This is a genomic window from Streptomyces mauvecolor (genome assembly GCF_039532965.1).
In the GTDB taxonomy this organism is placed as follows: Bacteria; Actinomycetota; Actinomycetes; order Streptomycetales; family Streptomycetaceae; genus Streptomyces; species Streptomyces violascens.
The window spans coordinates 786,430-813,201 of sequence record NZ_BAAASQ010000008.1 but is presented as its reverse complement, the minus strand read 5'-3'; the positions used below and the strand labels follow the sequence as shown (position 1 = coordinate 813,201).

The window sequence follows — 26,772 nt, the reverse complement described above, 5'->3', positions numbered from 1 at the left end:
TCGCGGCGAGGCGGAAGGGGATCTCCGGACGCTGTACGAGGAGGTGAGCGGCTACCCGGCGCTCCCGGGCGAGGACACGGCCGAGCCCCGGGAGCCGGAAGCGCGGCCGGGCCCGATCCAGGTGCCGCTGCGGGTCCGCACCCCGTTCGGCGAGCTGTCCCTGTTCGGCACCATGGCCACGTTCGGGGCCCCGGCCGACGTGACGCTGTCGGAACTGGCCATCGAGCTGTTCTATCCCCTCGACGACTTCACCACCCAGGCCCTGCGGGCCCTGGCCGAGACGCCGCCATCTTTTGTGTAGTCCGCCTGTTTAAGATCCGCCGGAACGGCGATGCGTACCTATGTCGGATTACGCGATCGACCGCATGTGGAGGTATTTCCATGTCGCGCGACGAGAAGGCCAAGGCAAAGGCCGAGCAGGCCAAGGGCAAGGCGAAGGAAGCGCTCGGGCGCATGGTCGGCAATGAGCGCCGGACCGCGGAAGGGCGTATCGACCAGGCCAAGGGTGATGCCCGCCAGGCCAAGGAGAAGGCCAAGGACGTCTTGAAGGACTGAGGCGTCGGCCGAGAGCCGAGTGTGGCGAGCGTGGCGCGGATGTGTCGCGTCACGCTCGTCTTTGTGTGCAGCGCGACTCGGGTTGTGCGTGGCCGGAAATACGTGCCCTCATTCGCAGGGCCGGACGTCGGGATATCCAGTGCCGGGAGTCGAGAACTCCACTGGAATTCCGCGGAGTTCGGCCCGCGTCCCACCCTTCGGCACCCCGGCTCCGGAAGTCCCCTTTTGCTGCGATTGGGGACCCCGGCCCCGGGACCGCCCCGGGGCTTTGGTCCGGCGAGTGGGGACTTTCGCCGCGCAACCGCGTCGCACCGAGGTAGTTCCATGTAGGGCGCACCCTTCTGTCGCCGAAACCACCGAATGAGAGAGACGCCGCGTGCTGAGCACCGAGGATCATCCGCCCGAGGCAGTAGCCAGGCACCGTTCGCTGTTCCGGGCGGTCCACCGCAGACGCAATCCGGTACTGCGCCGCTCGGACATCACCGTCACGGACGAGGCCGCCGTCAAGCGCGCGGTCAAGGCCACGGCGCTGGGCAACGCCATGGAGTGGTTCGACTTCGGGGTGTACTCCTACCTCGCCGTGATCATCGGCAAGGTCTTCTTCTCCGGCGCCGGCGACACCATGCAGGTCATCGCGTCACTGGCGACGTTCGCCGCGGCGTTCCTGGTGAGGCCGCTGGGCGGCATGTTCTTCGGGCCGCTCGGCGACCGGGTCGGCCGGAAGAAGATCCTGGCCCTCACCATGATCATGATGGCGGCGGCGACGCTGTCCATCGGCCTGATCCCGAGCTACGCGACCATCGGCGTCTGGGCGCCCGTCCTGCTGATCCTCTGCCGCATGGTGCAGGGTTTCTCGACCGGCGGCGAGTACGGCGGGGCCGCAACCTTCATCGCGGAGTACGCGCCGGACAAGCGCCGCGGGTTCTGGGGCTCGTTCCTGGAGTTCGGCACGCTGATCGGCTACACCGTGGCCGCCTCCCTCGTGACCGCTCTCACCCTGCTGCTCAGCGACGACGCGATGCAGCAGTGGGGCTGGCGGATCCCGTTCCTGGTGGCGGGTCCTCTCGGGATCGTCGGCCTCTACCTGCGTCTGAAGCTCGACGAGTCACCCGCGTTCAAGAAGCTGGAGGAGGCGGGCTCCCCCGCCGCCGAGCACGAGAAGGTGCCGTTCAAGCGCATCGTCTTCGGCAACGGGCGGGCGATGCTGCTGTGCCTGGCGCTGGTCGCCGCGTTCAACATCACCGACTACATGCTCCTGTCGTACATGCCGACGTACCTCTCGACGCTCGGCTTCGACGAGACCGGCGGGCTGATGTCCATCGTGATCGTGATGATCGTCCTGATGGCGCTCATCAACTCCGTCGGCCGGCTCTCCGACCGGGTGGGCCGCAGGCCGGTCCTCATCGGCGGCTCGCTGGGCTTCATCGTGCTCGCGGTGCCCAGCTTCCTGCTGATCAAGCAGGGCGGTACGGCCGCGGTCTTCGCCGGCCTCCTCGCCCTCGGCCTCGCCCTGGTCTGCTACCTGGGCACCATGTCCTCGGCGCTGCCCGCGCTCTTCCCGACGGCGATCCGTTACGGCTCCCTGTCCATCGGGTTCAACATCTCGGTGTCGCTGTTCGGCGGCACGACGCCGCTGGTGGTCCAGGGTCTGATCGGAGCCACCGGCAACGACCTGATGCCCGCGTTCTACACGATGCTGGCCGGTCTGGTCGGCCTGGTGGCCGCGCTCGCCATGAAGGAGACGGCCCGCAAGCCGCTGGAGGGCTCCCCGCCCTCGGTGGCCACGGACGAGGAGGCGGCGGAACTGGTCGCGGCGCAGCGCGGCTGAGGGCCCGGCCGTTCGGCCACGCGGCGACGCCGATGCCTCCAGCCCGTATCGGCGTCCGCCACCCGGCTTACCCGAAGCTGACGCGCTCCAGCCAGAAGTCGAGCAGCTTCGCATCGCCCAGCACATCGAGGCGCTCTCCAGGGACGGGGCGTCGCCTGTAGACGGCCAGGAGCAGCTCGGTCAGCGGGCCGCGCACCGTGACGGCGGCTTTCTCGTGCGCCCGACGCCAGCTGATGGTCTCGCCCGTGAGATCTACCAGCCATGCCGATCCGTTCTCCAACTGGCCGTCGCTTGCGATGAGTTGGATGGTCCGGCCCTCACCGAGCAGCTCGCGCATCCAGGGGTGCACCTCGAAGTGGAAGGGCAGGGAGCCGAGTTCCATCCACTCGTCCATGGCATCGGCGGCGACCGCCTCGTCGAGGGTGTACTCGGCGCCCAGGGCCAGCGTCGCGTCGGCGCGGTGGACGGCCGTTTCATGCGTGAAGCGGCGGGCGTAGAACGCGGGAGTGCCGTCGGGCACCGGCGTCCACAGCGGTGCGTCGGGCCCGGCCTCGCGCAGCGTCCGCGCCAGCCGTTCGGCGCCTTCGACGAGCCAGGGCCCGACCACGGCGGGGTCCTCGTGGGTGTAGGCGGACAGGTCACGGAAGTGCGCGTCCGGTACGGGCCCCGCCGCGCGGGTCCGCACCACCTCCTCGGCCCACCGCTGGGCACCCCCGAGATGCCGCAGCAACTGGCCGACGTTCCAACCGGGGCAGGACGGTACGTCCACCGTCAGGTCCGCCCCCTCGATGCGGGACCTCAACAGCTCGGTCTGTTCCACGATCGCGGCGCAGTACTGCTCATGACGGAAGCGACTCACGTCTCACACTCCAGGGCGTTCGATGGAACAGGGGCAGGACCGGCCCGGCGCGACCTCAGCGAGACGAGGGCCCGGGGATGTGCTTCTCGAACCAATGGTGGGCGTAGGGCTCGTCGTTGAAGGCGGGAACCTCCTCGAAGCCGCACGAGTGGTACAGGCCGATCGCCGCACTGAGCGCCTTGTTGGTGTCCAGGCGCAGTACGTCGCGGCCGTGCTCGACGGCCCGGGCCTCCAGCTCGGCCAGGAAGCGGCGGCCGAGGCCGAGGCCCCGGGCGGCGGGCGCCACCCACATGCGCTTGATCTCGGCCGGGGCGGCGGCCGGCAGCTTCAGACCGGCGCACCCGATGGGCTCGCCGTGCATCCGGGCCACGAGGAACAGGCCGTGCGGAGGCCGGAGTTCACCGGCGTCGGGCAGCAGGCTCATCGCCGGGTCGAAACCCGTGTCGAAGCGCTCCTGCAACTCGGTGAAGTACGCGCGCAGACAGTCCTTGGCGTCGGGACCGTCCGGGTCGACGGCGTCCACCATGACCGTCGCCGCGGTCAGCAACCGGTCGACCTCGGCCATGGCGGCGACCAGCCGGGCACGCTGGGCGGTGTTGAGCGGCTCGATGAGGGAGCCCGCCAGCTCGTCGCTGCGCCGGTCGAGCACGGCGCGCTCCGCGCGGCCCGCGTCGGTGAGTCTGACGGTGCGCACCCGCCGGTCCCGGGGCTGCGGCTCGACCGTCACGAGCCCGTCGCTCTCCAGGGAGCGCAGCAGCCGGCTGACGTACCCGGAGTCGAGCCCGAGGCGCTCGCGCAGCCCCCGTACGTCCTGCCCCTGCTCGCCGATCTCCCAGAGAAGCCGGGCCTCGCCGATGGGGCGGTCGCGGCCGAGGTAGCGGTCGTGGAGCACCCCCACGCGTTCGGTGACGGTGCGGTTGAAGCGGCGCACCTGCTCGATCTGCCCTGCGTCCATTGTCTGACCATAGTCAGAGAATGATGGGAGTGCCAGCGGTGCAAGGCACATCAGGGGCCCTCGGTCCACGCAGCACGAAGCCCCCGCCGCTGGTGAGCGAGGGGGCCGAGTTCGTGTCCAGAGATCAGGGCGGCGTGCGGTGTGCGGGGTTCGAACCCGGACGCCCGGAGGCGCTCAACCAAAGAAGTAACCGCTGCCTGCGCACCTGGACGGGATCACCCTAGCCGGGACGGGTCCGGTCCGGCATCCGAAATACGGTTCGCCGGGTCAACCGGATTGATCTGCTTGCCAGTTGACACCTCGCAGGGTCGCGTGGAGGGGGGTGGCGGGTTGCAGGAGCAGGCCCGCGCGCGGGGGTACCTCCGTGCCGGGCAGGTCGAGGTGGAAGCGCTGGGCGAGCGTGGCGAGCACCAGGGCCGCCTCGACCTGGGCGAAGCGGGCGCCGAGACAGGTGCGCGGGCCGCCGCCGAACGGGTACCAGGTGTGGTCGGGCACCACGTCGGGGGCGTCGGCGTCCCAGCGTTCCGGGCGGAACCGGTCGGGCTCCGGAAACCAGCGGGGGTCCCTGTGCGTGGTCCACGTGCTGCACCAGACGATGGTTCCGGCCGGGATGCGGGTGCCGCCCAGCGTGGCGCCTTCGCGGGCGACAGCGGGGATGAGCCACACCGGCGGGTAGAGCCGCATCGCCTCCTTGATGATCTGCTGGGTCCAGGTGAGGCGCTCGTAGTCGTCGATGGCGGGCGGGCGCCCGGCCAGCACCTCCCGGAGCTCGGCATCGAGGCGGGCGCGGGCCTCGGGCGCACGGGCGAGCAGGTGGAATGCCCAGGTCAGCGCCGTGGAGGTCGTTTCGTGTCCGGCGGCCCAGAGAGTGACGGCCTCGTTGCGCACCTCCTTGGGCGAGAGCGGGCGGCCCTCTTCGTCGCGGGCCGCGAGGAGCCGGGTGAGCAGGTCGTCGCGCTTTTCGGCGGCCCGAGCCTGGTCCCCTCCGGCGCCGGTCCGGTCTCGTCGCTCACTGATGAGCCGGTGCACTTCGCCGTCGATGGCGGCCACCGCCGCGAGCAGGCGCCGCCGGGACGGGGTGCGTACCCAGCCGGGCAGGAAGAGGCCGATGCCGCGCAGCTCGGCGCCCACCGCCTGCTCGGCTACGTCCATGGCACCGCCCAGGGCCTCGCTCTGCTGCCCGAGATCGCTGCCGAACAGGGTGCGCAGGACGATCCTCTGGGTGATCAGCGCCATCTCCTGGCGGACGTCGATCCGCGCGCCGTCACGCCATCCGTCGGCCGCCGTTCCGGCGCACTCGACCATGGCCCCGGCGTACGAACGGACCTGGCGCGGCCGGACGGTCGGCTGGACCAGATTGCGCTTGCGCCGCCAGTCGTCGCCCTTGCTGAGAAGGACGCTCTGCCCGGTGATCTGCCGGAACGCCCAGCCGATTTCGAGGATCTCGTACGTGTCCTCACGCGCCGCGAGCAGCTCACGGATGTGCCCGGGGTGCGAGATGAACAGGCTGCGCCTCGGCCCGAGGGACCATGTCACGGCATCCCCGAAGTCGTCGCGCAGCCGGGTCAGGAAACCCAGGGGATCCTTCCCGAAGGCGAGGAGATTGCCCAGCGGCGGAAGGCCGCGCGGGCCGCGGACGGGGTTGAGCGGCAGCGTGGATACGGGCATCGGAACTCCCCGGGTATGGCTGTTGGGCCCCAACGTAACGACTTCCTACCCGCCGCTCGCCCGCGACAGGCGACCGGGCCCGGACCGGGTATGCGGACGCTCGGGGCGCCCGGGGTTGTGCGGGTCCCTCTCCGCGATCCCCTGCGAGGCCGGGCCCCCGGCGGACGCCGCCCCGCCACCTGCGCACCGCCGCACGACCCCTGTCGTAGGGTGTTGCAGTCGTGCAGCGCCGCAGGAATCCGGAGCAAGTTGAGCGTGTCCTCGTCCTTCCAGTCGGTCCTGGACCGCATCGCCACCGAGATCGCGGCCACGCCGGGCCGCGGCCGCCCGGCCGACTACATCCCGGTCCTCGCCTCGGCCGACCCGCAGCGCTTCGGCATGGCCGTCGCCGAGGTCGACGGCACGGTGTACGGGGTGGGCGACTGGCAGCACCCCTTCTCCACGCAGTCCATCACCAAGGTCTTCACCCTCGCGCTGTGCCTCTCCCGCGAGGGTGAGGAGCTGTGGGAGCACGTCGGCCGCGAGCCCTCCGGCAACCCGTTCAACTCCCTGGTGCAGCTGGAGTACGAGGCCGGCATCCCGCGCAACCCGTTCATCAACGCGGGCGCCCTGGTCGTCACCGACCGCCTCCAGGCCCTGACCGGCACCGCGGCCGACACGCTGCGCACCTTCCTTCGTGCCGAGTCCGGCAACGCCGGCCTCGACTTCAACGAGCAGGTCGCCACGTCCGAGGCCTCCCACAGCGACCGCAACGCCGCCCTCGCCCACTTCATGGCGTCGTACGGCAACATCAGGACCCCGGTCCCGCTCCTCCTCGACCAGTACATCCGCCAGTGTTCCCTGGACGCGTCCTGCGCCGACCTGGCACGGGCCGCCGGGTTCCTGGCCCGGCACGGGATACTGGCCGACGGCTCGTCCCTGCTCACCCGCAGCCAGGCCAAGCAGATCAACGCGGTCATGCTGACCTGCGGCACCTACGACGCGGCCGGCGACTTCGCCCACCGTGTGGGCCTGCCCGGCAAGAGCGGCGTCGGCGGCGGCATCATCGCCGTCGTCCCCGGACGCTGCACGATCTGCGTCTGGAGCCCGGGCCTCGACGAACGCGGCAACTCGGTGGCGGGAGTCGCCGCCCTGGACCGCTTCACGACCCTGACGGGCCTCTCGGTCTTCTGACACTCCATCAGGGGCCTTGCCGCCGGGCGAGGCCCCCTTTCGATACCCGAGCTGTACCTACTAGTATGTACAGTCGATGTCGCCATCACGACGACACCCGGATCCAGGCCTCAATTTCCCAAGGGGGAGCCCGACATGCCGTTCGTCCGCATCGACGCGCTGGGGACCGACAGCGGTCGTCTCGACGCGCTCGGCCGTGCCGTGCACGACGCCCTGGTCGAGACGATCGGCATCCCGCCCGACGACCGGTTCCAGGTCCTGACCGGGCACGACGGGACCCGCAGCACCCTGCGCTACGACAACTACCTCGGCGTCCCCCGCGACCACGGCATCGTGTACGTCGCGATCACCCTGCGCGCCGGGCGGACGCCCGACCGGAAGCGGGCGCTCTACCGACGGATCGCCGAGCTGGCCCACGCGTACGCGGGCACCGAGCCCCGCAACGTATTCGTCACCCTCTGCGAGAACGAGTCGGTCGACTGGTCCCTCGGCAACGGCGCCGCGCAGTACGCCCCCTCCCCCGCGACTGACGACCCGCCTACCCCATGACCAACGGAGGGGTGTGCAAGGTGCCGTCGAGGACCGTGACCGCCTCGCCCGTGAGGTGGACGCGGTCGCCGTGCAGCGCGGTGCGGACGAGGCCCGTGCGGGCCGAGGCCTGCAGGCCGGTGAGGCGGTCGCGGCCGAGCCGCGCCGACCAGTACGGGGCGAGCACGGTGTGGGCGCTGCCCGTGACCGGGTCCTCGTCGATGCCCCTGGCCGGCGCGAAGAAGCGGGAGACGAAGTCGTACCCGAGTCCGGGCCCGGCCGCGGGGGCGGTGACGATGACGGCGCGCAGATCCTCGCGGCGCGTCAGTGCGGCCACAGCCTCCAGGTCGGGATTCACCGTGCGCACCACGTCCTCGGAGGGCAGCACCGTCAGCAGATCGCCGAGCGCGGCGCAATGGAACGTCGCCTCGGGCCCGACCCCCAAGGCCTCCAACAGGCCTGTGGGGACGGGCACTTGACTGCTCGGAGCGGCCGGGAAGTCCAGGGTGATGCCGCCTTGCGCGTCGGCGTGCGTGACGAGGGTCCCATACCGCAGGCTGCGGAACCGGACGGCGCCGAGCAGCCCCCGTTCCGTACGCAGCACGTGCGCCGTGGCCAGGGTGGCGTGGCCGCACAGCTTGGATTCGACGAGCGGGGTGAACCAGCGGATGGCCCAGTCGGCCTCGTCGGAGCCGGGCAGCGGCAGGGCGAACGCGGTCTCCGAGTGATTCATCTCGGCCGCGACGCGCTGCATCCACGCCTCGGGCGGCCACGGTCCGGCGGGCAGGAGACACACACCGGCGGGGTTCCCGGAGAACGGACGGTCGGTGAAGGCGTCGACCACGTGAAAGCGCATGCCGAGAACCTAGTGACAGCGGGCGGCGTCCCACCAAGGCCACCTCACGTTGAGTGGACTGGCAGCGGCTCGGCGAAAGCCATTACCCCGCACGTAATCGCGCACGGCCCCCACCCCGGGCCACAGTAGGAACACGCCGCACCGCAGCGGCCGGTCACATCACACGACGGGGAGATGCACATGCCGTACTTCACCACCGCCACCGACAACACCAAGCTCCACTTCATCGACTACGGACCGGCCGACGGACCCACCCTCGTCTTCGTCAACAGCGCCTATTTCGGTACCGAGATGTGGGAGTTCCAGATGCTCCCGCTCGCCGCCGAGGGCTACCGCTGCATAGGCCTCGACCGGCGCGGGCACGGCAAGTCGGAGGACGTCTGGGGCGGGTTCGACCTCGACACGCTCGCGGACGACCTCGGCTCGCTCCTGGACCACCTCGGCCTGCGCGACGTCACCCTGATCGGGCACTCGCTCGGCGCGACCGAGGCGGTGCGGTATCTGACCCGGCACGGCAGCGGGCGGGTGGCGCGGCTCGTTCTGGTGGCCGGCATGGCGCCGGGCATCGTGCGCGGCGACGACAACCCGGAGGGGCTGCCCGCCGAGGCGATCGCCGCGGCCAACGAGACGTTCCGCAGGGACCGCGCCGAGTTCTTCGCGACCGGCGGCGACGCCTACTTCGCCCTCGGCCTGCCCGGCAACGACGTCTCGGCCGCGTACGTCCAGAAGGTGATCCAGGACTGTCACGGCGCCACCGCCCGGGGCGCGACCGCCCTCGTGGCCAACCTGGAGACACTGGAGATGGCTCCCGAGGTCCGGAAGCTCGACGTCCCCACGCTGGTGATCCACGGCGACCAGGACGCCTCCGCCCCCATCGACCTCACCGGCCGCCGCGCCGCCGCCCTCATCCCCGGCAGCACCTTCAAGCTGTACGAGAACGGGGGCCACGGCCTGTACGTGACGCATGCCGAGCGACTCAACGCGGATCTGCGGGAGTTCAGCGGTCGCTGATGCCGACCGACGCGGGAGGGAGGTCAGGCGCCGCTCGGTGCGGGCTCCCCCTCCCGCATCGCCGTGCGGGCCCGGCGGGGAAGCAGGAGCGGGGTCGCGAGCATGAGGACACCTGCGGCGGCGATCGCGGTGCGCGGTCCGGTCAGGCCGGCCAGCACGCCCCACAGGGCGGTCATGGCGGCGATGGTGACCTTGGTGGTGACGGACCAGGCGGACAGGGTGCGGGCCACCCGGTCCGTCCCGGTCTGTTCGAGGCGGTACGTGGCGAGCAGCGGGTTGAAGATCCCGCAGCACGTGATCAGCCCGAGCTCGACGAGAACGACGAGCACGAGGCCGGCGGCGCCGGGGCCGACGAACGCGAGCCACAGCACCCAGCACGCGCGCAACGCCCCGGACGCGAACATGACCTTGTGCTGCCCGAACCGCGCGACGAGCCGGCGCACGAGCCGGGAGCCGATGAGCCCGCCGATGCACGGGACGCCGAACGCGAGCCCGTACTGCCAGGGCGCGAACCCGAGGGGGCCGAGCATCAGCGTGGCCATCAGCGGCGCGGTCGCCATGATCAGGCCGTTGTTCAGGGCCGCGTTGAAGAACAGCGGGCGCAGCGCCGGGTGCGCCAGGATGAACCGCCACCCTTCGAGCAGCTCGCCCCGCCCCGGCCCGCGCATCGACGATGCGGCGGCGCGCTGCGGCGGAGGCTCCTCCTTCCCGCCGATCGCCCGGATTCCCAGGGCCGAGAGCAGATAGCTCACCGCGTCGGCCGTCACCGTGGTGACCGGCCCGAACAGTCCGATCGCGGCCGTGCCGAGCGGCGGGCCGATCATGGTGGCGGTCCAGCTGGTGGACTCGAACCGGCCGTTCGCGACGAGCAGGTCCTCAGGCGGTACGAGCGCTTTGAGGCAGGCGCCGCTCGCCGCCCTGGAGGTGAGGTCGGCAGCGCCGACGACGACCGACACGACCACGAGCTGGACGAAACCGAGCAGGCCGAGCGCGAACGCGGCGGGGATGCTCAGCAGGGTCGCGAACCGGATCAGGTCCGTCGCGATCATCACGGGCCGCTTGCGGCGGAACTCCACCCACGGGCCGAGCGGCACCGCGAGCGCGGCCCCCACCGCGAGCCCGGTGGCGGCAAGCGCCGACACGGCGGCCGGCCCGGCGTGCAGCACGAGGATCGCGATGATCGGCAGCGCGTCGAACGCCAGCATCGTGCCGACCGTACTCACCCCGTACGCGGCCCACAGCCACCCGAACTGCCGCCCAAGGGACCGTCTGCCCGCCATGCCCCGCACACCCTTCGCCGCCCCTGCCGAACAACCTCGCGTTGACCAGCGAGATCAAAGCGGCCGGCCCGTGCACCGGTCAAACAACCATCCGGACGCCGAGCCACAACCAGAAATTGTGCACTAGGGTCGCCCACCGTGGATCTCAACGCCGTACGCACCTGTGTCGCCGTCGCGGACGCGGGCCAGTTCCAGCAGGCCGCCGCCGACCTCGCCATCACCCAGCAGGCCGTCTCCAAGCGCATCGCCTCGCTGGAGAAGGAGCTCGGTGTGCGGCTGTTCACACGTACCCCGCGCGGGGCCCGTCCCACCATGGACGGGCAGGCGTTCCTGCCCCACGCCCGGGCCCTGCTGCGGGCCGAGGAGCGGGCGGCCGCCTCGGTCCGGCCCGGCCGCCGCGCGCTGCGCGTCGACGTGATCGGGCGTCGTCTCGCGCCCGCCGACCTGCTGCGCGACTTCCACCGCGCGCGCCCCGGGACCGAGCTCGACGTGGTGACCCTCTTCGACGCGGACGCCGCCTTCGCCGCGGTCCTTTCCGGCACGATCGACGCATCCTTCCGCGCGGTCACCCTGCCCGAGCGGCAGCTGCCCGAGGGGATCGGGACCGCCCGGGTCCACGACGAGCCCGTACAGCTCCTGACCGGACCGGGCCACGCGTTCGCCACCGCCCGCTCGGTCACACCCGCCGAGCTCGCCGGACACCGGATCTGGATGCCCGGCCTGGTCTCCGGTACGGAGTGGGCGGCGTACTACGAAGACCTCGCCACCGCGTTCGGGCTCACCATCGAGGCGACCGGCCCCGACTTCGGCACCGAGCCGCTGCTCGACACGATCGCCGACTCCCCGGCCCTTGCGACCCTCGTCGGCGAACAGACCCGGTTCGCCTGGCCCGCCGATCAGGGCCTGCGGCGCATTCCGCTCGTCGACCCGACGCCGGTCTACCCGCACTCCCTGATCTGGCACCGCGACAACCCCCACCCCGCGCTCATGGCCCTGCGCGGCCATTTCGCACAGCGCCACCAAGCCAACCCCCTTTTCTGGACGCCCAGTTGGGCTGACTGAAGATCGCGGTATCGACAGAACCCGCACGGGACATACACAGTGACCTCCTCAGCCTTCGTGACCAAGCCAGCAGCGAGGAGCCACCGTGACCCAGTGGGCAGGCCGGACCGCCGTCGACATGGCCGAGGCGGTACGCCGCAAGGAGGCCACGCCCCGCGAGGTGGTCGCCGGCCATCTGGCCCGGATCGCCGCGGTGGACGGCCGCGTCGGCGCGTTCCGCGTGGTGCGTGCGGCCGCCGCCCTGGAGGAGGCGGACGCGGTCGGCGCGCGGGCGGATCTCGACCGACTGCCGCTCGCGGGCGTGCCCGTGGCCGTCAAGGACAATCTGCCGGTACGCGGCGAGAGCACCCGCAACGGTTCCGCGGCCACGCCTGCGACACCCGCCGCCGAGGACCATGTCACCGTCGCCCGGCTCCGCGCGGCGGGCGCGGTGGTGGTCGGCCTCACCCATGTACCGGAACTGTGCGTCTTCGGCACCACGGACGGGGTGCACGGCATCGCCCGCAACCCCTGGGACCCCTCCCGCACGGCGGGCGGCTCGTCCGGGGGCAGCGCGGCCGCGGTGGCGGCGGGCCTCGTGCCGATCGCGCTCGGCAACGACGGCATGGGCTCGCTGCGCATTCCCGCCGCGCACTGCGGCCTCATCGGTCTCAAGCCGGGCACCGGGCGGGTGCCCCTGGACCTCGGTGGCGGCTGGTTCGGCATGTCGGAGAACGGCCCGCTCGCGACGACGGCGGCGGACGCGCGGCTGATGTTCTCGGTGCTGGCGGGCGAACCGGCCAGGGACGTCGGCGAGGGCGCACCGACCGGGGAGAGCCCCGGCCTCGACATCGCCTTCTCAACCCGCAGCCCCATAGCGGGAGTCCGGGTCGGCGCGGACTACGCACGGCTCGCCCGCCAGGCCGCGCGGGCCCTCGCCGGGGCCGGCCACCGCCTGGCGACCGCCCACCCGCCCTACCCCCTCTCCTTCGGGACCACCATCCTGGCCCGCTGGACCGCCGGCACCGCGCAGGACGCCCGGGGGCTCGATGTGCGGCTGCTCGCGCCCCGCACCCGGCGCCACGCGGCGATCGGACGCCTCGCCGGACGGCTCGGCATGCTCGGCACCGACCACCGGGCAGCGCTGAATCAGCGGCTGGACCCGTTCTTCGAGAAGTACGACGTGCTGGTCACGCCCGCGCTCGCCCGACGCGGCCCGGCGGCCGATGCCTGGCACGAGCGCGGCTGGCTGGCCAACATGCTGGTGAACACCGCCTGCTCGCCGATGACCCCGCCGTGGAACCTCTCCGGCCGGCCCGCCCTCGCCGTGCCGTTCGGCTCGCTTCCCTCGGGCCTGCCGGGTTCCGTCCAGCTCGTCGGACGACCCGGTGCCGAGCATCAACTGCTCGACCTGGCCGCCCAGTTGGAGGAGCTCCACCCCTGGCGGCGTACCGCGCCCCTGGAGGCGTCCGGCGCCGCTCGTAGGTGAAGCTTCAACGTACCTGCCCAGCAGGCGAGTTGGCGGGCTCGAAGATGACCACAGCCGTGCACACATGGCATGATCACCTTCACGTTACCTGTCGGTAACGGCCACCCCCCAACCTGAAGGTCACACCTACGTGCGCATGCTCACCAGACGCCTCCTGCTCCCCGGCCTGACCGCCCTCGCGCTGGCCGGTACGGGCTGCTCCTCGCCCGGCCACGGCGCGGCGGCCGGGCCGGGAAGCGCCGCGACTCCCGCGGCGACGTCCGACGGCACCCAGCAGCTCGACGTGAACGCCGCCCCGCAGGGCTCGGCCGCGCCGACGCCGCTGGCCCGCACCCGTACCGGCAACGGCCAGCCCGAGAAGTCCTCACTGAAGGTCGCCTCGTACGACAAGGCGAGCGGGCGCGCCGTCATAGCCACGGCCCCGGCGGCTCCCACCGCGAAGCCGGGCCACTCCCCCACCCCCGGCAGGACAGCCGGCAAACCCACCGACAAGCCGGTCGACAAGCCGGTCGCCGTGGGCGACATCATCGCCAGCGCGCCGGCCCCCGGCGCCCCCAACGGCCTGCTCGCCAAGGTCACCGAGGTCGTCGGCAAGAACGACCGCGGAACCGAGGTGAAGACCGCCTCCACGACGCTCGCCTCGGTCCTCAAGGACGACAAGGCCGACGGCAAGGTCCCGGTCGACCCGGCCTCCGTCTCGGTCGTACCCCTGATGAAGGGCGTCACCTTCTCCTACGCCAAGAGCCAGGGCGTACGGTTCGGCCCGCAGGGCGCCAAGCTGCCCCTCGGCAACCTGCGCCTCGACGTGAACGCCGCGGTCGACACCGCCAAGGACGCCCCCGCCTCGGCCGCGGCATCGGTCTCCGGCTTCGTACAGCTCGCCCCCCAGGTGGAGTTCTCGTACGACGGCAGCAAGGACGGCGGGCTCGGGCTGAGCTCCGCGTTCCTCGGCATGAGCGGTGACTGGTCCTCGCAGTGGGCGCTCAAGGGCCGCGCCGCCGCCGGCACCGGCGCGCCGAAGCGCATCCCGTTCGCCAAGCTGCACAGCGCGCCGGTCATCCAGGTGGGCCCGGTGCCCGTCGTCGTCAACCTCGACCTGACCTGTTACGTACAGGTGGAGGCCGACGGCCACGTCACCCTCGACGTCCAGCAGGACGTCAAGGGCGACTTCCGGGTCGGTGGCAGCTATGCGGCGGGCAAGGGCTGGTCCCCGGTCAGCACGTCGGCCGTGCACAGCACCCCGGTGAACGCGAGCGTCACCGCCGCCGGGCAGGTCAAGGGCGCACTCGGCGCCGAAGCCTCCGTCGGCCTGTACGGGGCAGTCGGCGTCACCGCCGACTTCGCGCCCTATCTGCGCGGCGAGGTCGACGCCAAGGCGAACGCGTCGAGCGACGGCAAGGCATCGGCGTCCGCGTCCTGGGCGGTGTACGGCGGCTTCGACCTCAGCGGCCGGCTCAACCTCCAGCTCTCCCTGTTCGGCACGCCGGTCATCGAGCACCACATCCCGCTGGGCACGCTCCACCGCGAGTGGTCGCTGGCGAAGGGTCACGCCGAGCGGTAACCACCGCTGGTCGGCTCGACCGGTCAGCTCCTGGGGTGCGGCGGCCAGTTGACGATCCGGCCGCCGCGCCCACTACCGCCGTCAAGCGGGGCGTACGCCCGTATGGACCGTGGTGGCGGCAAGGAGGAACGCGTCGGGGCGGCGCAGGATGCCCTCCGGCGCGTCCGCATCGAGCAGCACGTCCAGGGTCTTGCGGTCCTCCGCGTCCAGGGACTCGCTCATCGTCTCCCGCAGCCGCGACAACTGGGCGTGCAGGAACGTGCGGGCCTGTTCGCCCAGGGGTGCCGGCAGGTCGAGCAGGAGCGTGAAGCTGCCGGCCCGGGTGAGCCCGGCGCGGCGGAGCATCGCCGGCCAGTCCTCGACCAGGGTGGTGCTGCCGGGCAGCTCGGCGCGCATGATCTCGAACCAGTGCTCCTGGGCGGCATCCAGCCGGGCCAGGAGACCCGGCCTGCCGATCCCGATGTCGCGCGGCAGGCAACGCAGGGGCAGACCGCCCTCCGCGACCGCGAGCAGGCCGCCGGGGTTCAGGGCACCGGCGAGTGCGTCCAACGCACCCTGCTGATCGCCGAGGTGGTGCACCGCCTTGCTGCTCCACACCAGATCCGCCGCGCCGAGGCCGCCGCCCTCCAGGCCCTCGGGCAACTCCGCGTGCCGGACGGCGACCCTCTCGCCCACGCCGAGCCGCTCGGCGCGGGCCAGGGTGTGGTCGAGGAGCGCGGGCGCGCCGTCGACGGCGACCACCTCGGCGTCCGCGAAGGTCTCGGCGAGCACGCAGGTCATCACGCCCGGCCCACTTCCGACGTCGAGCACCCGCCGGACCTCCTGCTCCGGGGCGAGCAGCTCGCTCAGGCGGGCCGCCGTCCGGCGCAGGACGGGAAGCTGGAGCTCACCGCTGTTCACCAGGACCGCAGCCATGGCCTCCCAGTCGACATCACCGCGGTCATGGCCGTTGCCGTGCGCATGCCCGTGTCCCTGTGCGTGTACGTGTGCGGAATCGCTGTGTGGGCTCATGCGCAGGAGCGTGCGCCCGTCGAGCGGCTGCGGCAACTTTCGTTGCCGATTCCGGGACGGCGATTCCGGCACGCAGGCATGGTCCGCGGGACGGCGTGCGCGCCCGTTCCCCTTCGTACGCTCCAACTCGCCGACCCAGCACGGAGTTTGGGCACATGCACATTGGCTAAGGTGCCGTAATGGACGCAATGGATGCATATGAGTCGGCGCTCGGTCTCGTCGGCGGCACCCCGCTGGTACGGCTCCGCACCGGAAGTGCCGCCGCTGTGTACGCGAAACTGGAGTACCTGAGCATCGGGGGCAGCACCAAGGACCGGATCGGTCTGCGCATGATCGAGCAGGCGGAGAAGGACGGGCTGCTGCGGCCCGGCGGGACCATCGTCGAGGCCACCTCAGGCAACACGGGTATCGGGCTCGCGCTGGTGGCGGCCGAGAAGGGGTACCGGATCGTGGTGGTCGTCTCCGACCGGGTCAGCGACGAGAAGGTCGACACCCTGCGGGCGTTCGGCGCCGAGGTGGTGGTCAAGCCGGCCGGGCTGCCGCGCCAGCACCCCGACCACCCGATGAGCTTCGCCGCCCACCTCGCCCGGGCGACGCCGGGGGGCTGGCTGGCCAACCAGTACGACAACCCGGCCAACCCCGAGGCGCACTACCTGACCACCGGGCCGGAGATCTGGCGCCAGACCCGGGGGCGTGTCACCCATCTGGTGTCCTGCATCGGGACCGGCGGCACGATCAGCGGCGCCGGGCGCTACCTCAAGGAGGTCAGCGAGCACAGCGTCGAGGTGATCGGGGCGGACCCTGCCTCGTCGGTCTACTCCGGGGGCGACGGCCGCCCGTACTTCATCGAGGCGGCCGGACACTTCCTGCATCCGGACACCGCCGAGGACGTCTGGCCCACGTCCTACCACCCCGAGGTCGTCGACCGGATCGTGCCCGTCGCCGACCGTGAGGCCCTCGACACCCTGCGCCGGCTCGCCCGCGAACAAGGGCTGTTGGTGGGTGGTTCCTCCGGTACGGCGCTGACCGCGGCGCATCGGGTCGCCGCGGATGCCGGGCCCGAAGCCGTCGTGGTGGTGATCCTGCCGGACTCGGGACGGCAGTACCTGTCCAAGTACTTCAACGACTCCTGGATGCTCCGCCTGGGCTTCCTCGACGGCGACGAGAGCGCCCCCAGGGTCGCCGACGCCGCACCCCTGGCCGACGACACCTCACCGCTGCCCTACCTCAACAGCCGCACCTCTGTCGGTGACGCGCTGGAGGTGCTCCGAGCCAGGAAGCAGGGCGGCGCGAACCCCGTCCTGCCGGCCGGCCCCTGCCCGGCGGGCCCCGACCGCCGGCCCACCGCGCCCGAGCTCACGGGATCGGTCACCCTGGCGGCACTCGAAGCGGCCCTCCGCAACGGCACGGCGGGCCCGGCCGGTCCGCTGTCGGACCATCTCGAACCGCCGCTCCCCCACTTCGGCTACGGCGAACCCGCCGCGGCGGCCCTCGTCACACTGACCGGGCACGCCCAGGACACCGCGGTCGTCCTGCGCGACGGCTGCGCCCGGGCCCTCATCCGGTCGGGCGATCTCCGTGCGCTCCTCCCCACCCCTCGGTGAGCCTGCCCGGGCCGCCCGACGCGGTGGCCGCCATGTGCAGGGTTCGCAGGGCCAGGAGGAGGACGCCGATGTCGTCCAGGTAGATCGGGTCCGGCAGGAGGTCGACGGGGCTGATGACATAGAGCAGTGCGCCCCAGAAGGCGGCCTTGTGGGTCAGCGGGATACCGGCGTCCTGGAGCACCTTGCGGGCGCGGATCAGACGTACCGTCAGGACGACCGCAAGCACGGCGGTCGCGAGGACGGCGAGGGCCACGAGGACCAGGGCCACTTTCACTTCGGTGCTCATCGCGCTGCCTTCCGTCGCACTGTGGCGGCGATGCTACTGAAGCCGGCTCCCGCGGACCCGTGGCGCGCTCATGCGGTGCCACCTCCTCGCAGCGGGCCCCGGCGGCCGCCTCGTCGCTCCGCGAGTACCGTGCCCCGGGCGGTTTCATGCGAGGTTCAGCAGCCGGGTGCCCCCTTGCCGCCGCGCTGCGGGAGGCTGAGGTTGGGGGTGCCGTCGGGCCAGGTCAGGGCGATCGTCCTGGTCGAGCCGTCGGAGCCGAGCTGGACCACCGGGGTGGGCTTGCCCGCCGGGGTGCCGTCCGTGCGGAACGACAGCCAGCCGCTCGCCCCCGGCAGCATCTGGGCGCAGTAGAACTGGTGCAGGATGCCGGTCTCCAGGCCCGGGTTCTTCAGCCCCACGGCGTCGCGCCGGCCCGCGCTGATCGCCGCCACCGCCGCGTCGTGCGTGAGCATCGCCTGCCCGCTCCCCAGGTCGGCGGGGTCGAAGGTGAGGGTCGCCACCTCCTTGTCGGCGGTCAGCGGCTGGCCGGTGCAGGGGTCGGGACGGCCGGTGAACGCGGCCCAGAACTGGTCGTAGTTGTGCTTGGCGTCGGAGCCGGGGCAGTCCTTGCCCCACTCGTCGGGGCTGGCAAGCGCGGTGTAGGCGACGGTGACCCGGCCGGATGCGATGCCGTTGAGGACGCCCTTGTCGCGGATGGACTCCGATGCGTCGTCACCGGCGAGGATGTGCAGCTGGGGAATCCCGCAGGGCGCGCCCTGCACCCAGTTCTCCACGAACGCCCCCAGGTCGCGGCCCCGGCCCGCGAAGTAGACGACGGACGGGGCGGCCTGGCACAGGTTGGCGTGCATGAGGTTGAACTGCTGGACCAGGTAGTCCTGGCGGCCCGATCCGGCGGGCAGATCGCTGGGCGAGGTGTACGGGAGTACGGTCACGGTGCGGTTCGGCGCCTTGAACTTGATCTTGGCCGCATCGGCGAGCGTCTGCGTGTAGTCGTCGCCCGTGACACTGTCCGCGACGACGGCGAGGGAGGTCACGGCCGGCTTCAGGGTGGACACGTACTGATTCGCTGCGATCACCGAGTCCGCGTTGGTCGGAGAGACCCGGAACATGTCGACGATCTGCTTCTTGCCGGTGGGGTCGGACGGGTCGAGGTTCATCGAATCGCCCGTCACCGTCGATCCGATGACGGGGATGTGCAGCTGTGTGGAGATCGCCGCGGCGGCGCGCCGGGTCTGCTCGGTGGACTGGCCGAGTCCGACGACCGCCGAGATGCGTTCGGCGCTCATCTGCTCCTTCAGCTCGGCCACGGTGTGGTCCCACGAGGCGTACTGGCTGCCCATGTTGGCGAGGTACAGCTTGATGGCGGGCGTACTGCCGTAGGCGGCGGTGTTGTTGGCCCGCCACACGGCGGTGAGCGCGCCCTCGATGTTGGGATAGAGCGAGTCGTAGGTGAGGGTGTCCACATCGGACACGGGCGAGAGGTCCAGCATCAGGACGATGCTGGTGTACGGGCCCTTCACCGCGTCGTTGGCCGACTTGACCATGTGCTCCAGCTCCCGCATCCGGGCGGGTTCGTGGTCGGTGAACGGCCCGCTGTCGATGTTCACGCCCGCGCAGGCGAGCGGGGTTCCGGTCGCGGTCATGCCGGTGCCGCAGGTCAGCGAGGGCGGGAAGAGCCTGTCGTAGCCCCAGCGGCCGCCGAACACGAGGCCGGTGAGGATCACGAGCGCCGCGAGGAGCGAGAGGACCGGGTGACGGCGCAGCCGGCCGAAGCGGGGGTTGCCTACAGCGGGTGGCATGGACACTCCTTGCGGTGCGGTCGGCGGGCGCGGGGGTGCCGCGTTGGTCGCGGGGCTAGGCGAAGGCGGCCGCCGCCTGCTGCAGGGGACTGACGTCCAGCAGACGGGAGTTGTGCGCGAGGCGGGTGAAGCATTCCTGTATCTCGCCGTCCCAGCGCCGGGTGTGCTCGGTCAGCGGGTCGCTGTACAGCCAGAGCAGGGCGAGCAGTTTGGCGGTGGCCACCGCGAGGACGGTCTGCCCGCCGTCCTCGACCCCGTCGAGCAGCAGCCCGTACGCCTCCTGGGGCGCGTGCTCGTACAGCAGTCGGCAGGGCGCCGAGGAGAGGTAGTCGAGCAGCCGGATCCAGGCGCGATGGTCCTCGTCGAAGCGGTCCGCGAGGGCCGCGGCGACCGGTGCGAAACGGCCGAGTGCCAGGTCGTGGAAGAGCCCTCGCTCGACGGCCGCGGCGTCCCCGCCGTGCACCGGCAGGGCGGCCAGGGCGACGGACTGCGCGGCGAACAGCTCGTGCCAGGGGGGTGTCCCGTCGGGTCGCACGGGCCGGGCGGTGTTCAGCGCGGTGAGTGCGGAGCGGGCCAGCCAGGGGTGGAGCGTGGCGGGCCCGTCGGAGTCGCCCCAGCCGATCTGGCGGATGCGCGAGGGGCGGTGGGTGAAGGTGCTCACCCACAGGTGCCGGCGCAGGAGTTCCAGGCTGCGCGGAAGCTCCGTCGAGGCGGCGGGAAGGCGCGGGTCCTGCGCGGTGCGGACGTCGGCGAGGTAGCCGGCCGCGAGGACGATCGCGGGGGCGGTGCTCCAGGTGGTGCCGGGGACGGGCAGCCCTTCGGGGAGGCTGGTCTCCAGGGCGTGGGACCACAGCGGTGTGCCGTCCTCGTCGGCCGGGGCGAGCAGCGACACGGCGGGTCCGTGCGGGCCGGGGTGCGCGCCGAAGGGGTCGTCGAGTACGGCGGAGACGGCGCCCCGGTGGCCGCCGGTGAGCCGGTGGACGACGGATGCGGGCAGCGGCCGGGCGGGCGACGGGTCGGAGCGGTCCATCGCGTAGCCGACCTGTTCCTCGGTCATCGGGTCGAGCCACACGGGGTACCACCAGGCGGCCGCGGGCCCGCGCTCGACAGCGACGGCCGCGTCGTTCTCGCGCGCCCACAGCGTCCGGGTGGCCCGGGAGAGGAGCGGGACGCGGCGCTGGGGCGTGGCGGCCAGCGGCGTCGAGCGCCAGGGCTCGCACCACCAGGACGTCCACTCGGACTGCCACTGCTCGCAGGCGGCCAGGACGAGCAGCGGGTCCGCCGCGCCCGAACCGTCCATGTCGGCCGCCTGGTTGCGGGACCGGGCGCCGGCGAGTTCGGTGAGGAAGCGGCGCCCGGACGGCGTCTGCGCGCCGTCGGCCAGGAGCACCCAGGCATGGTCGTGCCGGTCGCGGCGGGCGCCGTGGGCGGGCAGTGCGCAGGAGCAGGCGGAGCGCAGCGGCGGATGGCGTTCGGCCTGGTCCTTGACGTCGGCGAGGAAGGCGGCCATCAGGGGGCCGACCGCGGCGGAGCGCGAGGTGGAGCTCAGCCTGATGAGCGCGTCGATGGAGCGTGCCGACTCGGCCTCGGGAACGCTGATGTGCCATCTGAGCGCGTCCCGTACGCCCCACCGTGCGGCGCTCTGCAACAGGGATCCGATGACGGGCTTGGCCCGGTCGCGGACGGCGGAGACCACCTCCCGCGCGGGCCCCGAGACCAGGGGGCTCAACGCTCCCTGGGCGACGACGTCCATGGTGGCCGCCGCGGCGTGTTCCACCCCGGCGGCGAACCTGCCCGTCCGGCTGTTGCGCGTGTACTGCTGTATGAGCTCACGTATCTGGTCGGCGGCCCTGGCCCGGTCCGCGTCCAGGTTCTCGTTCAGGGCGAGCAGCCCGAGCCCGAAGCGGTGGAACACCGGGCCGCGGCGCAGGTTGTCCCAGCCGCGCATCATCTGGAACGCGACGAGCGCGGCCGCCGACACCGGGTCGACGGGGTTCTCCTCGAAGTCGAGCGCCGCGTGCACCACGGTCCCGCCGCACGCCCGCGACACGGCCCGCAGCAGATCGGTCTTACCGGACCCCCGAGGCCCCAACAGCGCGACGAACGGCTGCCGTTGCCCCGGATACCGCCACAACATGTGCCGCAGGAACGCATCGGCGCCCCCTGCCGCGTCAAGATCCCCCACCGCACTCACCGCCCCCGGAACCGACGCGCACAAGGCGCACCTTCCGCATCGATTGACACGGAAGGTAACACCGGGGGGACAGGCCGCGACGGGTGTTCCACCACATCCGGCGGTCGGAACGGCCCTCGTGCGGCAGTTGCGGGGATTTGGGAACGGGATGCACCAACCCGCTGATGGCTGTGGTGGGTCGACGCGCCGGCGTCAGGTGGTCGGCAACGCCGTGACCGGGGCCGTTCTGAGGTGGGCCGTGCCGGAGCGGACCGCCCAGGCGAAGACGGCGAGCGACACCGCTCCCACCACGACGGAGTCGTACGGCGCCGGCAGGTGGCCCGAGCCGCCAAAGGTGCCGAGCCACGACAGCAGGGTCAGCGCGGCCAGGTGGAAGACGATCCAGGCGCCGTGCCGCAGTTCCTGAAGCGTGGAGCGCCCCTGCTCGTCGCGGCGCAGCAGCAGGAACAGGGGGACGCCGGCGAGGACCAGGGGCAGGGCCAACCGCAGATGGTGCCAGCCCGACCAGAAGACGAACTCGCTGGCCACCAGGAAGCTGATGGGCGCGATCCAGTGCACACCGGGCACCTGGCCGTCGGCCGGCGGGAGTCCCCGGTCCTTGTCGTGGGCGCGGAACGCGGCGGCGGCGACCGCCGAGGCCGCGTACACGAGCAGGTACATGTCGCCCATCACGCTGACGATGTCCTGCCAGCCGCCGAACGGCAGCATGAAGACGATGATGACGAGCAGGTTCAGCACCAGGGCACGGCGGGCCGTCCCCGAGCGGGGGTCGATCCGCATGAAGAAGCGGGGCAGCAGGCCGTTCTTGGCCAGCGCGTAGGTGTGCCGGGCGTCGATCGCGACCCCGACGTAGGCCGAGCCGCCGGGCGACACCACCGCGTCCGCGTACAGCAGGGTGGCCAGCCAGTGCAGGTTGAGGACGAGGGCGAGCTGGCCGAAGGGCGAGTCGAAGTTCACGCCCTGCCAGCCGTGGCCGAGGAGGGAGTCGGGGACCGTGAAGAGGAAGGCCAGTTGCAGGCCGAGGTAGACGAGCACGGCGAGGCCGATGCCGGTGAGCACCGCGAGCGGCACGGTGCGGCGCGGGTTGCGGGCCTCGCCGGAGAAGTCGAGGGGCGCCTGGAACCCGTTGACGGAGTACACGATCCCGCCGCCTGCCAGCGCGGTCAGACAGGCCGCGTAGCCGTACGGTGCGAAGCCGCCGTGGTCGGTGAGGCGGCCGGAGTGCGTGCCGGAGAGGAACAGCGCGACCACCGTGAGGACGGGGATGAGCACCTTGAACAGCGAGACCAGGTTGTTGAGCTTCGCGAAGGTCCGCACCGCGAACCAGTTGAGCGCCGTCAGGAGCACGCTGAGCCCGGTGGCCACGGCGAGGCCGGAGCCGGTGAGGCGGCCGTTGTCGTAGAGGCCCGGCAGATAGTGCGCGGCGTACTGCATGATCGCGCTGATCTCCGCCGCCGTGCCGCCGACCGAGAGCAGCACGGACCAGCCGACCACGGTGCCGACGAGGCGGCCGCTCGCGTACAGCGGCCACCGCACGGTGCCGCCGCCTTCCGGGCGGGTGGCCCCGAGTTCCACCATGACCAGGGCCACCAGGGCGCACAGCACGCCCGCCCCGACCCAGGAGAGCAGGGCGGCGGGCCCCGCGGTCTGGGCGGCGAACATGGCGGCGAACAGCCACCCCGAGCCGAGGATGTTGGAGAACCCGATCGCGGTCAGGCTCCAGAATCCGAGTTCCTTGTGGAGCCGCCGCTCCTCGCCCAGTACGGTCAGGACCGAAGGGGTCTCCCCCGGCTGGATCGGCCGCACGCGCACCCGCCTCCTCGCATGACTCACGACACAGGAGTGCCCAGCGTGTCACGCCGTGGGCCGTGCGTCGCCGAGGAAGGCGGCCGAGTCCTGCCGGGTTCGACCGAGCCCTGACCGGTTTCGGCCGGGACTACCAGGTTTCGACCGCGAAGCTGACGCCCGCCGTGTCCGTCTGGAGGCTCAGCTTCACATCGCCGCTGGTGATGTCGACATCGACCGAGCCTCCCTCGGCCGCGAGCTGCACGGCCCGGACGCCGTGCCACACGTTGCCGTCGTGCAGGGCGACACGGACCGAGCCGGTCGCCGGGGTGTCGGTGATCTGGTCCATGCCGAGGTGCAGTCTTCGGTTGTAGGTGTCCCACGCGCTGCCGTGCGGCAGCAGGACGACGGTGGGCTGGGCGCCCGGGTCGACGCGGCCGATGATCCATTGGGGCATGTCGGTCTCCTCAGGCGGTGAGTGCTGGAACGAGAGCGTCCAGTCGCGCAGTTCATTCGTGCTGGCGAGGCGGCAGTAGTCGAGGTCGAGGCCGTTGGACTCGCCGTACTGGTGGAACATCCAGCTCGCCTGGATCCCGGGGTTCCCGGCGGCGCGGCCCGCCGTGGCGATCCACAGGAAGTCGGCGTAGAACCCGTTCTGGTCGACGTTCCACCAGTAGTCGAGGTTGGCGTACATGCCGACAGGATTGTGCGGCAGACGGCTCTTGACATATCTCAGCCAGGCGTCTTTATAGGCGCGCTGGGTCGACTTGGGGACGCCGGAGTTCGCCGGGTCGTAGCCCTCCCAGTCGAGGATCACCACGTCGCCGGGCCGCCAGTTGACCCGGTCGATGAAGTAGTCGGCCTCGGCCTGGGCACTGTTGCCCATGTGGGGGTAGTGGTACGCGCCCCACACCAGGCCGTTGGCCTTGGCGTGGTCGCGCTGGGTCACCCAGCGGGGGTTGATGTACGAGAGTCCTTCGGTGACCTTGACGAAGGCGAAGGACAGGCCACTCGTGTTCGGTGTCGACGACTGGTACGACGCCCAGTCCTGCCCGTAGATACCCATCAGCATTCCTCCGCGAGCGAGCCGGCCGGAACCACCCCTCCCCTCCTATTGCTTGCCCGCTGACGGGCGGGCCGACTCACCCCCGGCGTGTCCTGTGGCACGCGACGCGAAGGGGCGCCGACACATGTCGGCGGCCCTTCGGTCAACTGTCGTGCCCGCAGCGGGAGTTACTGAGCGGTGCCGGTGCGGTTCCTGCGGCGGTGCAGGGCGAAGGCGATGCCCGCGCCGCCCACCGCGAGCGCGCCCGCGGTGATCCCGGCCGGGACGAGCGCCGAGGAGGACCCGGTCTCGGCGAGGGTCTCGCCGGCCGTCTGGGTCGTCGGGTTGTTGCCCGAGCCGCCCGTGCCGGACGTGCTGCCCCCGGTCGAGGAGGCGGGCGGGGCCGGGTGCTTGGGGATGTCGGTGACCGACTTGACCGAACCGTCGGCGTTGAGCAGAACCTGCTTGTTGTTGGGGTGCTTGAAGTCGAACGCCGAGGTCAGCGCGTTCGCGCGGGCGTCGAAGGAGGCATCGCCGATCCGTCCGGTGTGCCAGTTGTCCTCGATGAAGCGGGTGATCGACGCCTGCTCGGTGCGGGTGTGGTCGACCGAGTTGACCTTGCTGTACGGCGAGATGACGAGCAGCGGCTGGCGCGTGCCGGGGCCGCAGCGGTCGGAGTAGCCGCCGGCCGCGGCCGGTCCCGCCTGGCAGGCGGGGCTGTCCGGGGCCCTGCCGTCGGAGCCGGGCTTGGTGTCCTTGGAGCCGTTCTGCGGCTTGGCGTAGGCGTGGTCGTACCAGCCGTCGGAGTCGTCGTAGGCGATGACGACCGCGGTGTCCTTCCACTGCGGCGACTGCTGGATCTTGTTGATCTGCGCGACGAGGTAGTGCTGCTCGTCGATCGGGTCGGAGTAGGCGGCGTGGCCGTCCTGGTACTCCGGAGCCTTGAGGAAGCTCACCGCGGGGAGGTTGCCCGACGTGAGGGCGGCGTCGAAGTCGGTGAGGTCGTAGTTGTGGTTGGCCTGGCCGTTGTGGCCGATCTCGGCGGTGTTCTTCGGCGGCAGGTGGTGCGGGTTGGCCGTCGACTTGTAGTACTGGAACGGCGAGTGGTGCGGGCTGTAGTCGATGGCCGCGGCGCCGCCCACGTTGGCGTGGGTGGTGCCGGAGCACTTCGCATAGGAACCCTGCTTGCCGTCCCAGGCGGTGCTCGGCCGGAAGCCGCCCTGGAACCAGCCCCAGGTCACCTTCCGCTCGTTGAGCAGGTCACCGATGTTGCGGCCCTGCATCGCGGCGAGCGGGCTGGTGCTGGTGTGGTCCTTGCCCGAGCAGTCGTCGTACGCCGGGTCGGGGTCGTTGACCAGCGTGCCGACGCCCTTGGCGTCGGGAGACACGACGGCGTACGGGTCGGGCTTTGCGGTCTGCTTGGGGTGCTCGGTGCCCGAGGTCGGGTCGGTGGAGATCACCCCGTGGGTCTGCGCGGAGACGAGGTTGAGCGCGCCGGGCGTCGAGGGACCGTAGGTGGTGCTGAACGAGTTGTCGCCGAGCGAGTAGTGCTGGGCGTAGTTCCACATCGCGGTCACGGTGTTGCCGTCGTAGTAGTCCATGACCAGGCCGGGCTCGCCGAACAGGTTGCCGGAGCACTTGCCGGAGTCCGTGTTCTGGACGTACAGGTCGGCCTTGCCGCCGTTGGCGGCGTACTGCTCGGGCCCGTAGCCGTGGTTCTGGTCGCAGGTCATGGCCTGCTCGGGGGTGAGCCGCTTGGGCAGGTACTGGTTCGGGTTCTTCGTCAGGAGCCCGGCGTTGCGCAGGGTGTTGATGTCCTTCGGGGTTCGCTTGTCGGCGGTGAACTTCGTGCCGTCGGTGTTCGCCGCCACCGGGTACGCCCCGAAGTAGTGGTCGAAGGACACGTTCTCCTGGAAGAGCACCACCAGGTGCTTGACCGGCGTGGCGGTCTGGCCGCCGTGCTGGTCCGCCGAGTCCGCCGCGGCCGGGACCGTACCGCTCAGGAGGCCGAGTGCCGCCGCTCCGGCGAACGCTCCCCACCGTCTGGCCCAGCGCCCCGGACCTGCCGCGCTGCCTTTGCTGCCCATGCTCCGCGTGCCTCCACTGGCGTCCGGCGACCGGCCGCCGTCTTGATGTCGTTGACGAGACGCGATGTTTCGCGCGGACCACTACACCGCGACAGCGACATCGTGTCCTCCTGGTGAACAGCCAGTCAGGAATATCAGGCCAAAACTTGACCCTCTG

General features: G+C 71.6%; 22 protein-coding genes. 10 read left to right on the top strand and 12 right to left on the bottom strand.

From position 1 onward, the window contains the following. The first annotated feature begins 43 nt into the window (after nucleotides 1-43). From ABD346_RS11685 to proP, 3 genes are all read left to right on the top strand, one after another. Complete coding sequence (locus ABD346_RS11685; RefSeq protein WP_344374254.1) at nucleotides 44-301, top strand: hypothetical protein; 258 nt, start codon at nucleotides 44-46, stop codon at nucleotides 299-301. Between the two features lie 80 nt (nucleotides 302-381). Continuing rightward, entirely contained in the window at nucleotides 382-555 is a 174-nt protein-coding gene (locus ABD346_RS11680) for a CsbD family protein (protein WP_344374252.1), read from the top strand. Between the two features lie 376 nt (nucleotides 556-931). Then, a complete protein-coding gene (gene proP / locus ABD346_RS11675) occupies nucleotides 932-2,383 on the top strand; it encodes a glycine betaine/L-proline transporter ProP (protein WP_344374251.1) in 1,452 nt (483 codons plus the stop codon). Between the two features lie 67 nt (nucleotides 2,384-2,450). Here proP and ABD346_RS11670 read toward each other — a convergent pair whose 3' ends face one another. The 3 genes from ABD346_RS11670 to ABD346_RS11660 all read right to left on the bottom strand — a co-directional run bounded on the left by ABD346_RS11670 (nucleotide 2,451) and on the right by ABD346_RS11660 (nucleotide 5,865). Continuing rightward, nucleotides 2,451-3,242 (bottom strand): maleylpyruvate isomerase family mycothiol-dependent enzyme, encoded by a 792-nt coding sequence (locus tag ABD346_RS11670; RefSeq protein WP_344374250.1) that lies wholly within the window; start codon nucleotides 3,240-3,242, stop codon nucleotides 2,451-2,453. Nucleotides 3,243-3,297: 55 nt separating this feature from the next. Beyond that, nucleotides 3,298-4,197 (bottom strand): bifunctional helix-turn-helix transcriptional regulator/GNAT family N-acetyltransferase, encoded by a 900-nt coding sequence (locus ABD346_RS11665; protein WP_344374248.1) that lies wholly within the window; start codon nucleotides 4,195-4,197, stop codon nucleotides 3,298-3,300. 267 nt (nucleotides 4,198-4,464) lie between these two features. Continuing rightward, complete coding sequence (locus tag ABD346_RS11660) at nucleotides 4,465-5,865, bottom strand: cytochrome P450 (RefSeq protein ID WP_344374247.1); 1,401 nt, start codon at nucleotides 5,863-5,865, stop codon at nucleotides 4,465-4,467. A gap of 255 nt (nucleotides 5,866-6,120) precedes the next feature. On the opposite strand from ABD346_RS11660, the gene ABD346_RS11655 reads away from it, so the two are divergent. Together ABD346_RS11655 and ABD346_RS11650 are read left to right on the top strand one after the other, a co-directional pair. Further along, nucleotides 6,121-7,038, top strand: coding sequence for a glutaminase (locus ABD346_RS11655; RefSeq protein WP_425582994.1), 918 nt, complete (start codon nucleotides 6,121-6,123; stop codon nucleotides 7,036-7,038). A gap of 135 nt (nucleotides 7,039-7,173) precedes the next feature. Next, nucleotides 7,174-7,587, top strand: a complete 414-nt coding sequence (locus tag ABD346_RS11650) for a tautomerase family protein (RefSeq protein WP_344374244.1) — start codon at nucleotides 7,174-7,176, stop codon at nucleotides 7,585-7,587. Here ABD346_RS11650 and ABD346_RS11645 read toward each other — a convergent pair. Next, entirely contained in the window at nucleotides 7,577-8,422 is an 846-nt protein-coding gene (locus tag ABD346_RS11645) for a PhzF family phenazine biosynthesis protein (protein WP_344374243.1), read from the bottom strand. The two genes, ABD346_RS11650 and ABD346_RS11645, sit on opposite strands and share 11 nt — an antisense overlap. Nucleotides 8,423-8,602: 180 nt before the next feature. On the opposite strand from ABD346_RS11645, the gene ABD346_RS11640 reads away from it, so the two are divergent. Further along, nucleotides 8,603-9,433, top strand: coding sequence for an alpha/beta fold hydrolase (locus tag ABD346_RS11640; protein WP_344374242.1), 831 nt, complete (start codon nucleotides 8,603-8,605; stop codon nucleotides 9,431-9,433). A gap of 23 nt (nucleotides 9,434-9,456) precedes the next feature. Here the strand turns inward: ABD346_RS11640 and ABD346_RS11635 are convergent, their stop codons facing one another. Next, the gene (locus ABD346_RS11635; RefSeq protein WP_344374240.1) at nucleotides 9,457-10,713 is read right to left on the bottom strand and encodes an MFS transporter; all 1,257 of its coding nucleotides are present in this window, start codon (nucleotides 10,711-10,713) and stop codon (nucleotides 9,457-9,459) included. A 138-nt stretch (nucleotides 10,714-10,851) separates the two neighbouring features. Here ABD346_RS11635 and ABD346_RS11630 point away from each other — a divergent pair, with 138 nt between their 5' ends. The 3 genes from ABD346_RS11630 (at nucleotide 10,852) to ABD346_RS11620 (ending at nucleotide 14,804) form a co-directional block, all read left to right on the top strand. Then, nucleotides 10,852-11,775, top strand: coding sequence for a LysR family transcriptional regulator (locus ABD346_RS11630; RefSeq protein ID WP_344374239.1), 924 nt, complete (start codon nucleotides 10,852-10,854; stop codon nucleotides 11,773-11,775). Between the two features lie 85 nt (nucleotides 11,776-11,860). Then, nucleotides 11,861-13,243, top strand: coding sequence for an amidase (locus tag ABD346_RS11625; protein WP_344374237.1), 1,383 nt, complete (start codon nucleotides 11,861-11,863; stop codon nucleotides 13,241-13,243). 130 nt (nucleotides 13,244-13,373) lie between these two features. After that, nucleotides 13,374-14,804: a hypothetical protein gene (locus ABD346_RS11620; protein WP_344374236.1), complete on the top strand. Its 1,431-nt coding sequence runs from the start codon at nucleotides 13,374-13,376 to the stop codon at nucleotides 14,802-14,804. An 81-nt stretch (nucleotides 14,805-14,885) separates the two neighbouring features. Here the strand turns inward: ABD346_RS11620 and ABD346_RS11615 are convergent, their stop codons facing one another. Further along, on the bottom strand, nucleotides 14,886-15,815 hold the full coding sequence (locus ABD346_RS11615; protein ID WP_344374235.1) for a class I SAM-dependent methyltransferase: 930 nt from the start codon (nucleotides 15,813-15,815) through the stop codon (nucleotides 14,886-14,888). Between the two features lie 179 nt (nucleotides 15,816-15,994). Between ABD346_RS11615 and ABD346_RS11610 the strand changes: the two genes are divergently transcribed. Next, nucleotides 15,995-17,419 carry a pyridoxal-phosphate dependent enzyme gene (locus ABD346_RS11610; RefSeq protein ID WP_344374233.1) on the top strand — a complete coding sequence of 475 codons (1,425 nt, stop codon included), beginning with the start codon at nucleotides 15,995-15,997 and terminating at the stop codon, nucleotides 17,417-17,419. Here the strand turns inward: ABD346_RS11610 and ABD346_RS11605 are convergent. The 6 genes from ABD346_RS11605 to ABD346_RS11580 form a co-directional block, all read right to left on the bottom strand. Beyond that, nucleotides 17,373-17,705: a YkvA family protein gene (locus tag ABD346_RS11605; RefSeq protein ID WP_344374232.1), complete on the bottom strand. Its 333-nt coding sequence runs from the start codon at nucleotides 17,703-17,705 to the stop codon at nucleotides 17,373-17,375. The genes ABD346_RS11610 and ABD346_RS11605 overlap by 47 nt on opposite strands. Nucleotides 17,706-17,860: 155 nt before the next feature. Further along, the gene (locus ABD346_RS11600) at nucleotides 17,861-19,504 is read right to left on the bottom strand and encodes an ABC transporter substrate-binding protein (protein WP_344374231.1); all 1,644 of its coding nucleotides are present in this window, start codon (nucleotides 19,502-19,504) and stop codon (nucleotides 17,861-17,863) included. 55 nt (nucleotides 19,505-19,559) lie between these two features. Beyond that, nucleotides 19,560-21,554 carry a hypothetical protein gene (locus ABD346_RS11595; RefSeq protein ID WP_344374229.1) on the bottom strand — a complete coding sequence of 665 codons (1,995 nt, stop codon included), beginning with the start codon at nucleotides 21,552-21,554 and terminating at the stop codon, nucleotides 19,560-19,562. A 336-nt stretch (nucleotides 21,555-21,890) separates the two neighbouring features. Next, a complete protein-coding gene (locus ABD346_RS11590; RefSeq protein WP_344374477.1) occupies nucleotides 21,891-23,495 on the bottom strand; it encodes an APC family permease in 1,605 nt (534 codons plus the stop codon). A 139-nt stretch (nucleotides 23,496-23,634) separates the two neighbouring features. Beyond that, entirely contained in the window at nucleotides 23,635-24,549 is a 915-nt protein-coding gene (locus ABD346_RS11585) for a glycoside hydrolase family 25 protein (RefSeq protein WP_344374228.1), read from the bottom strand. 167 nt (nucleotides 24,550-24,716) lie between these two features. Next, a complete protein-coding gene (locus tag ABD346_RS11580) occupies nucleotides 24,717-26,615 on the bottom strand; it encodes a phospholipase C (protein WP_344374226.1) in 1,899 nt (632 codons plus the stop codon). Between the last annotated feature and the right edge of the window lie 157 nt (nucleotides 26,616-26,772).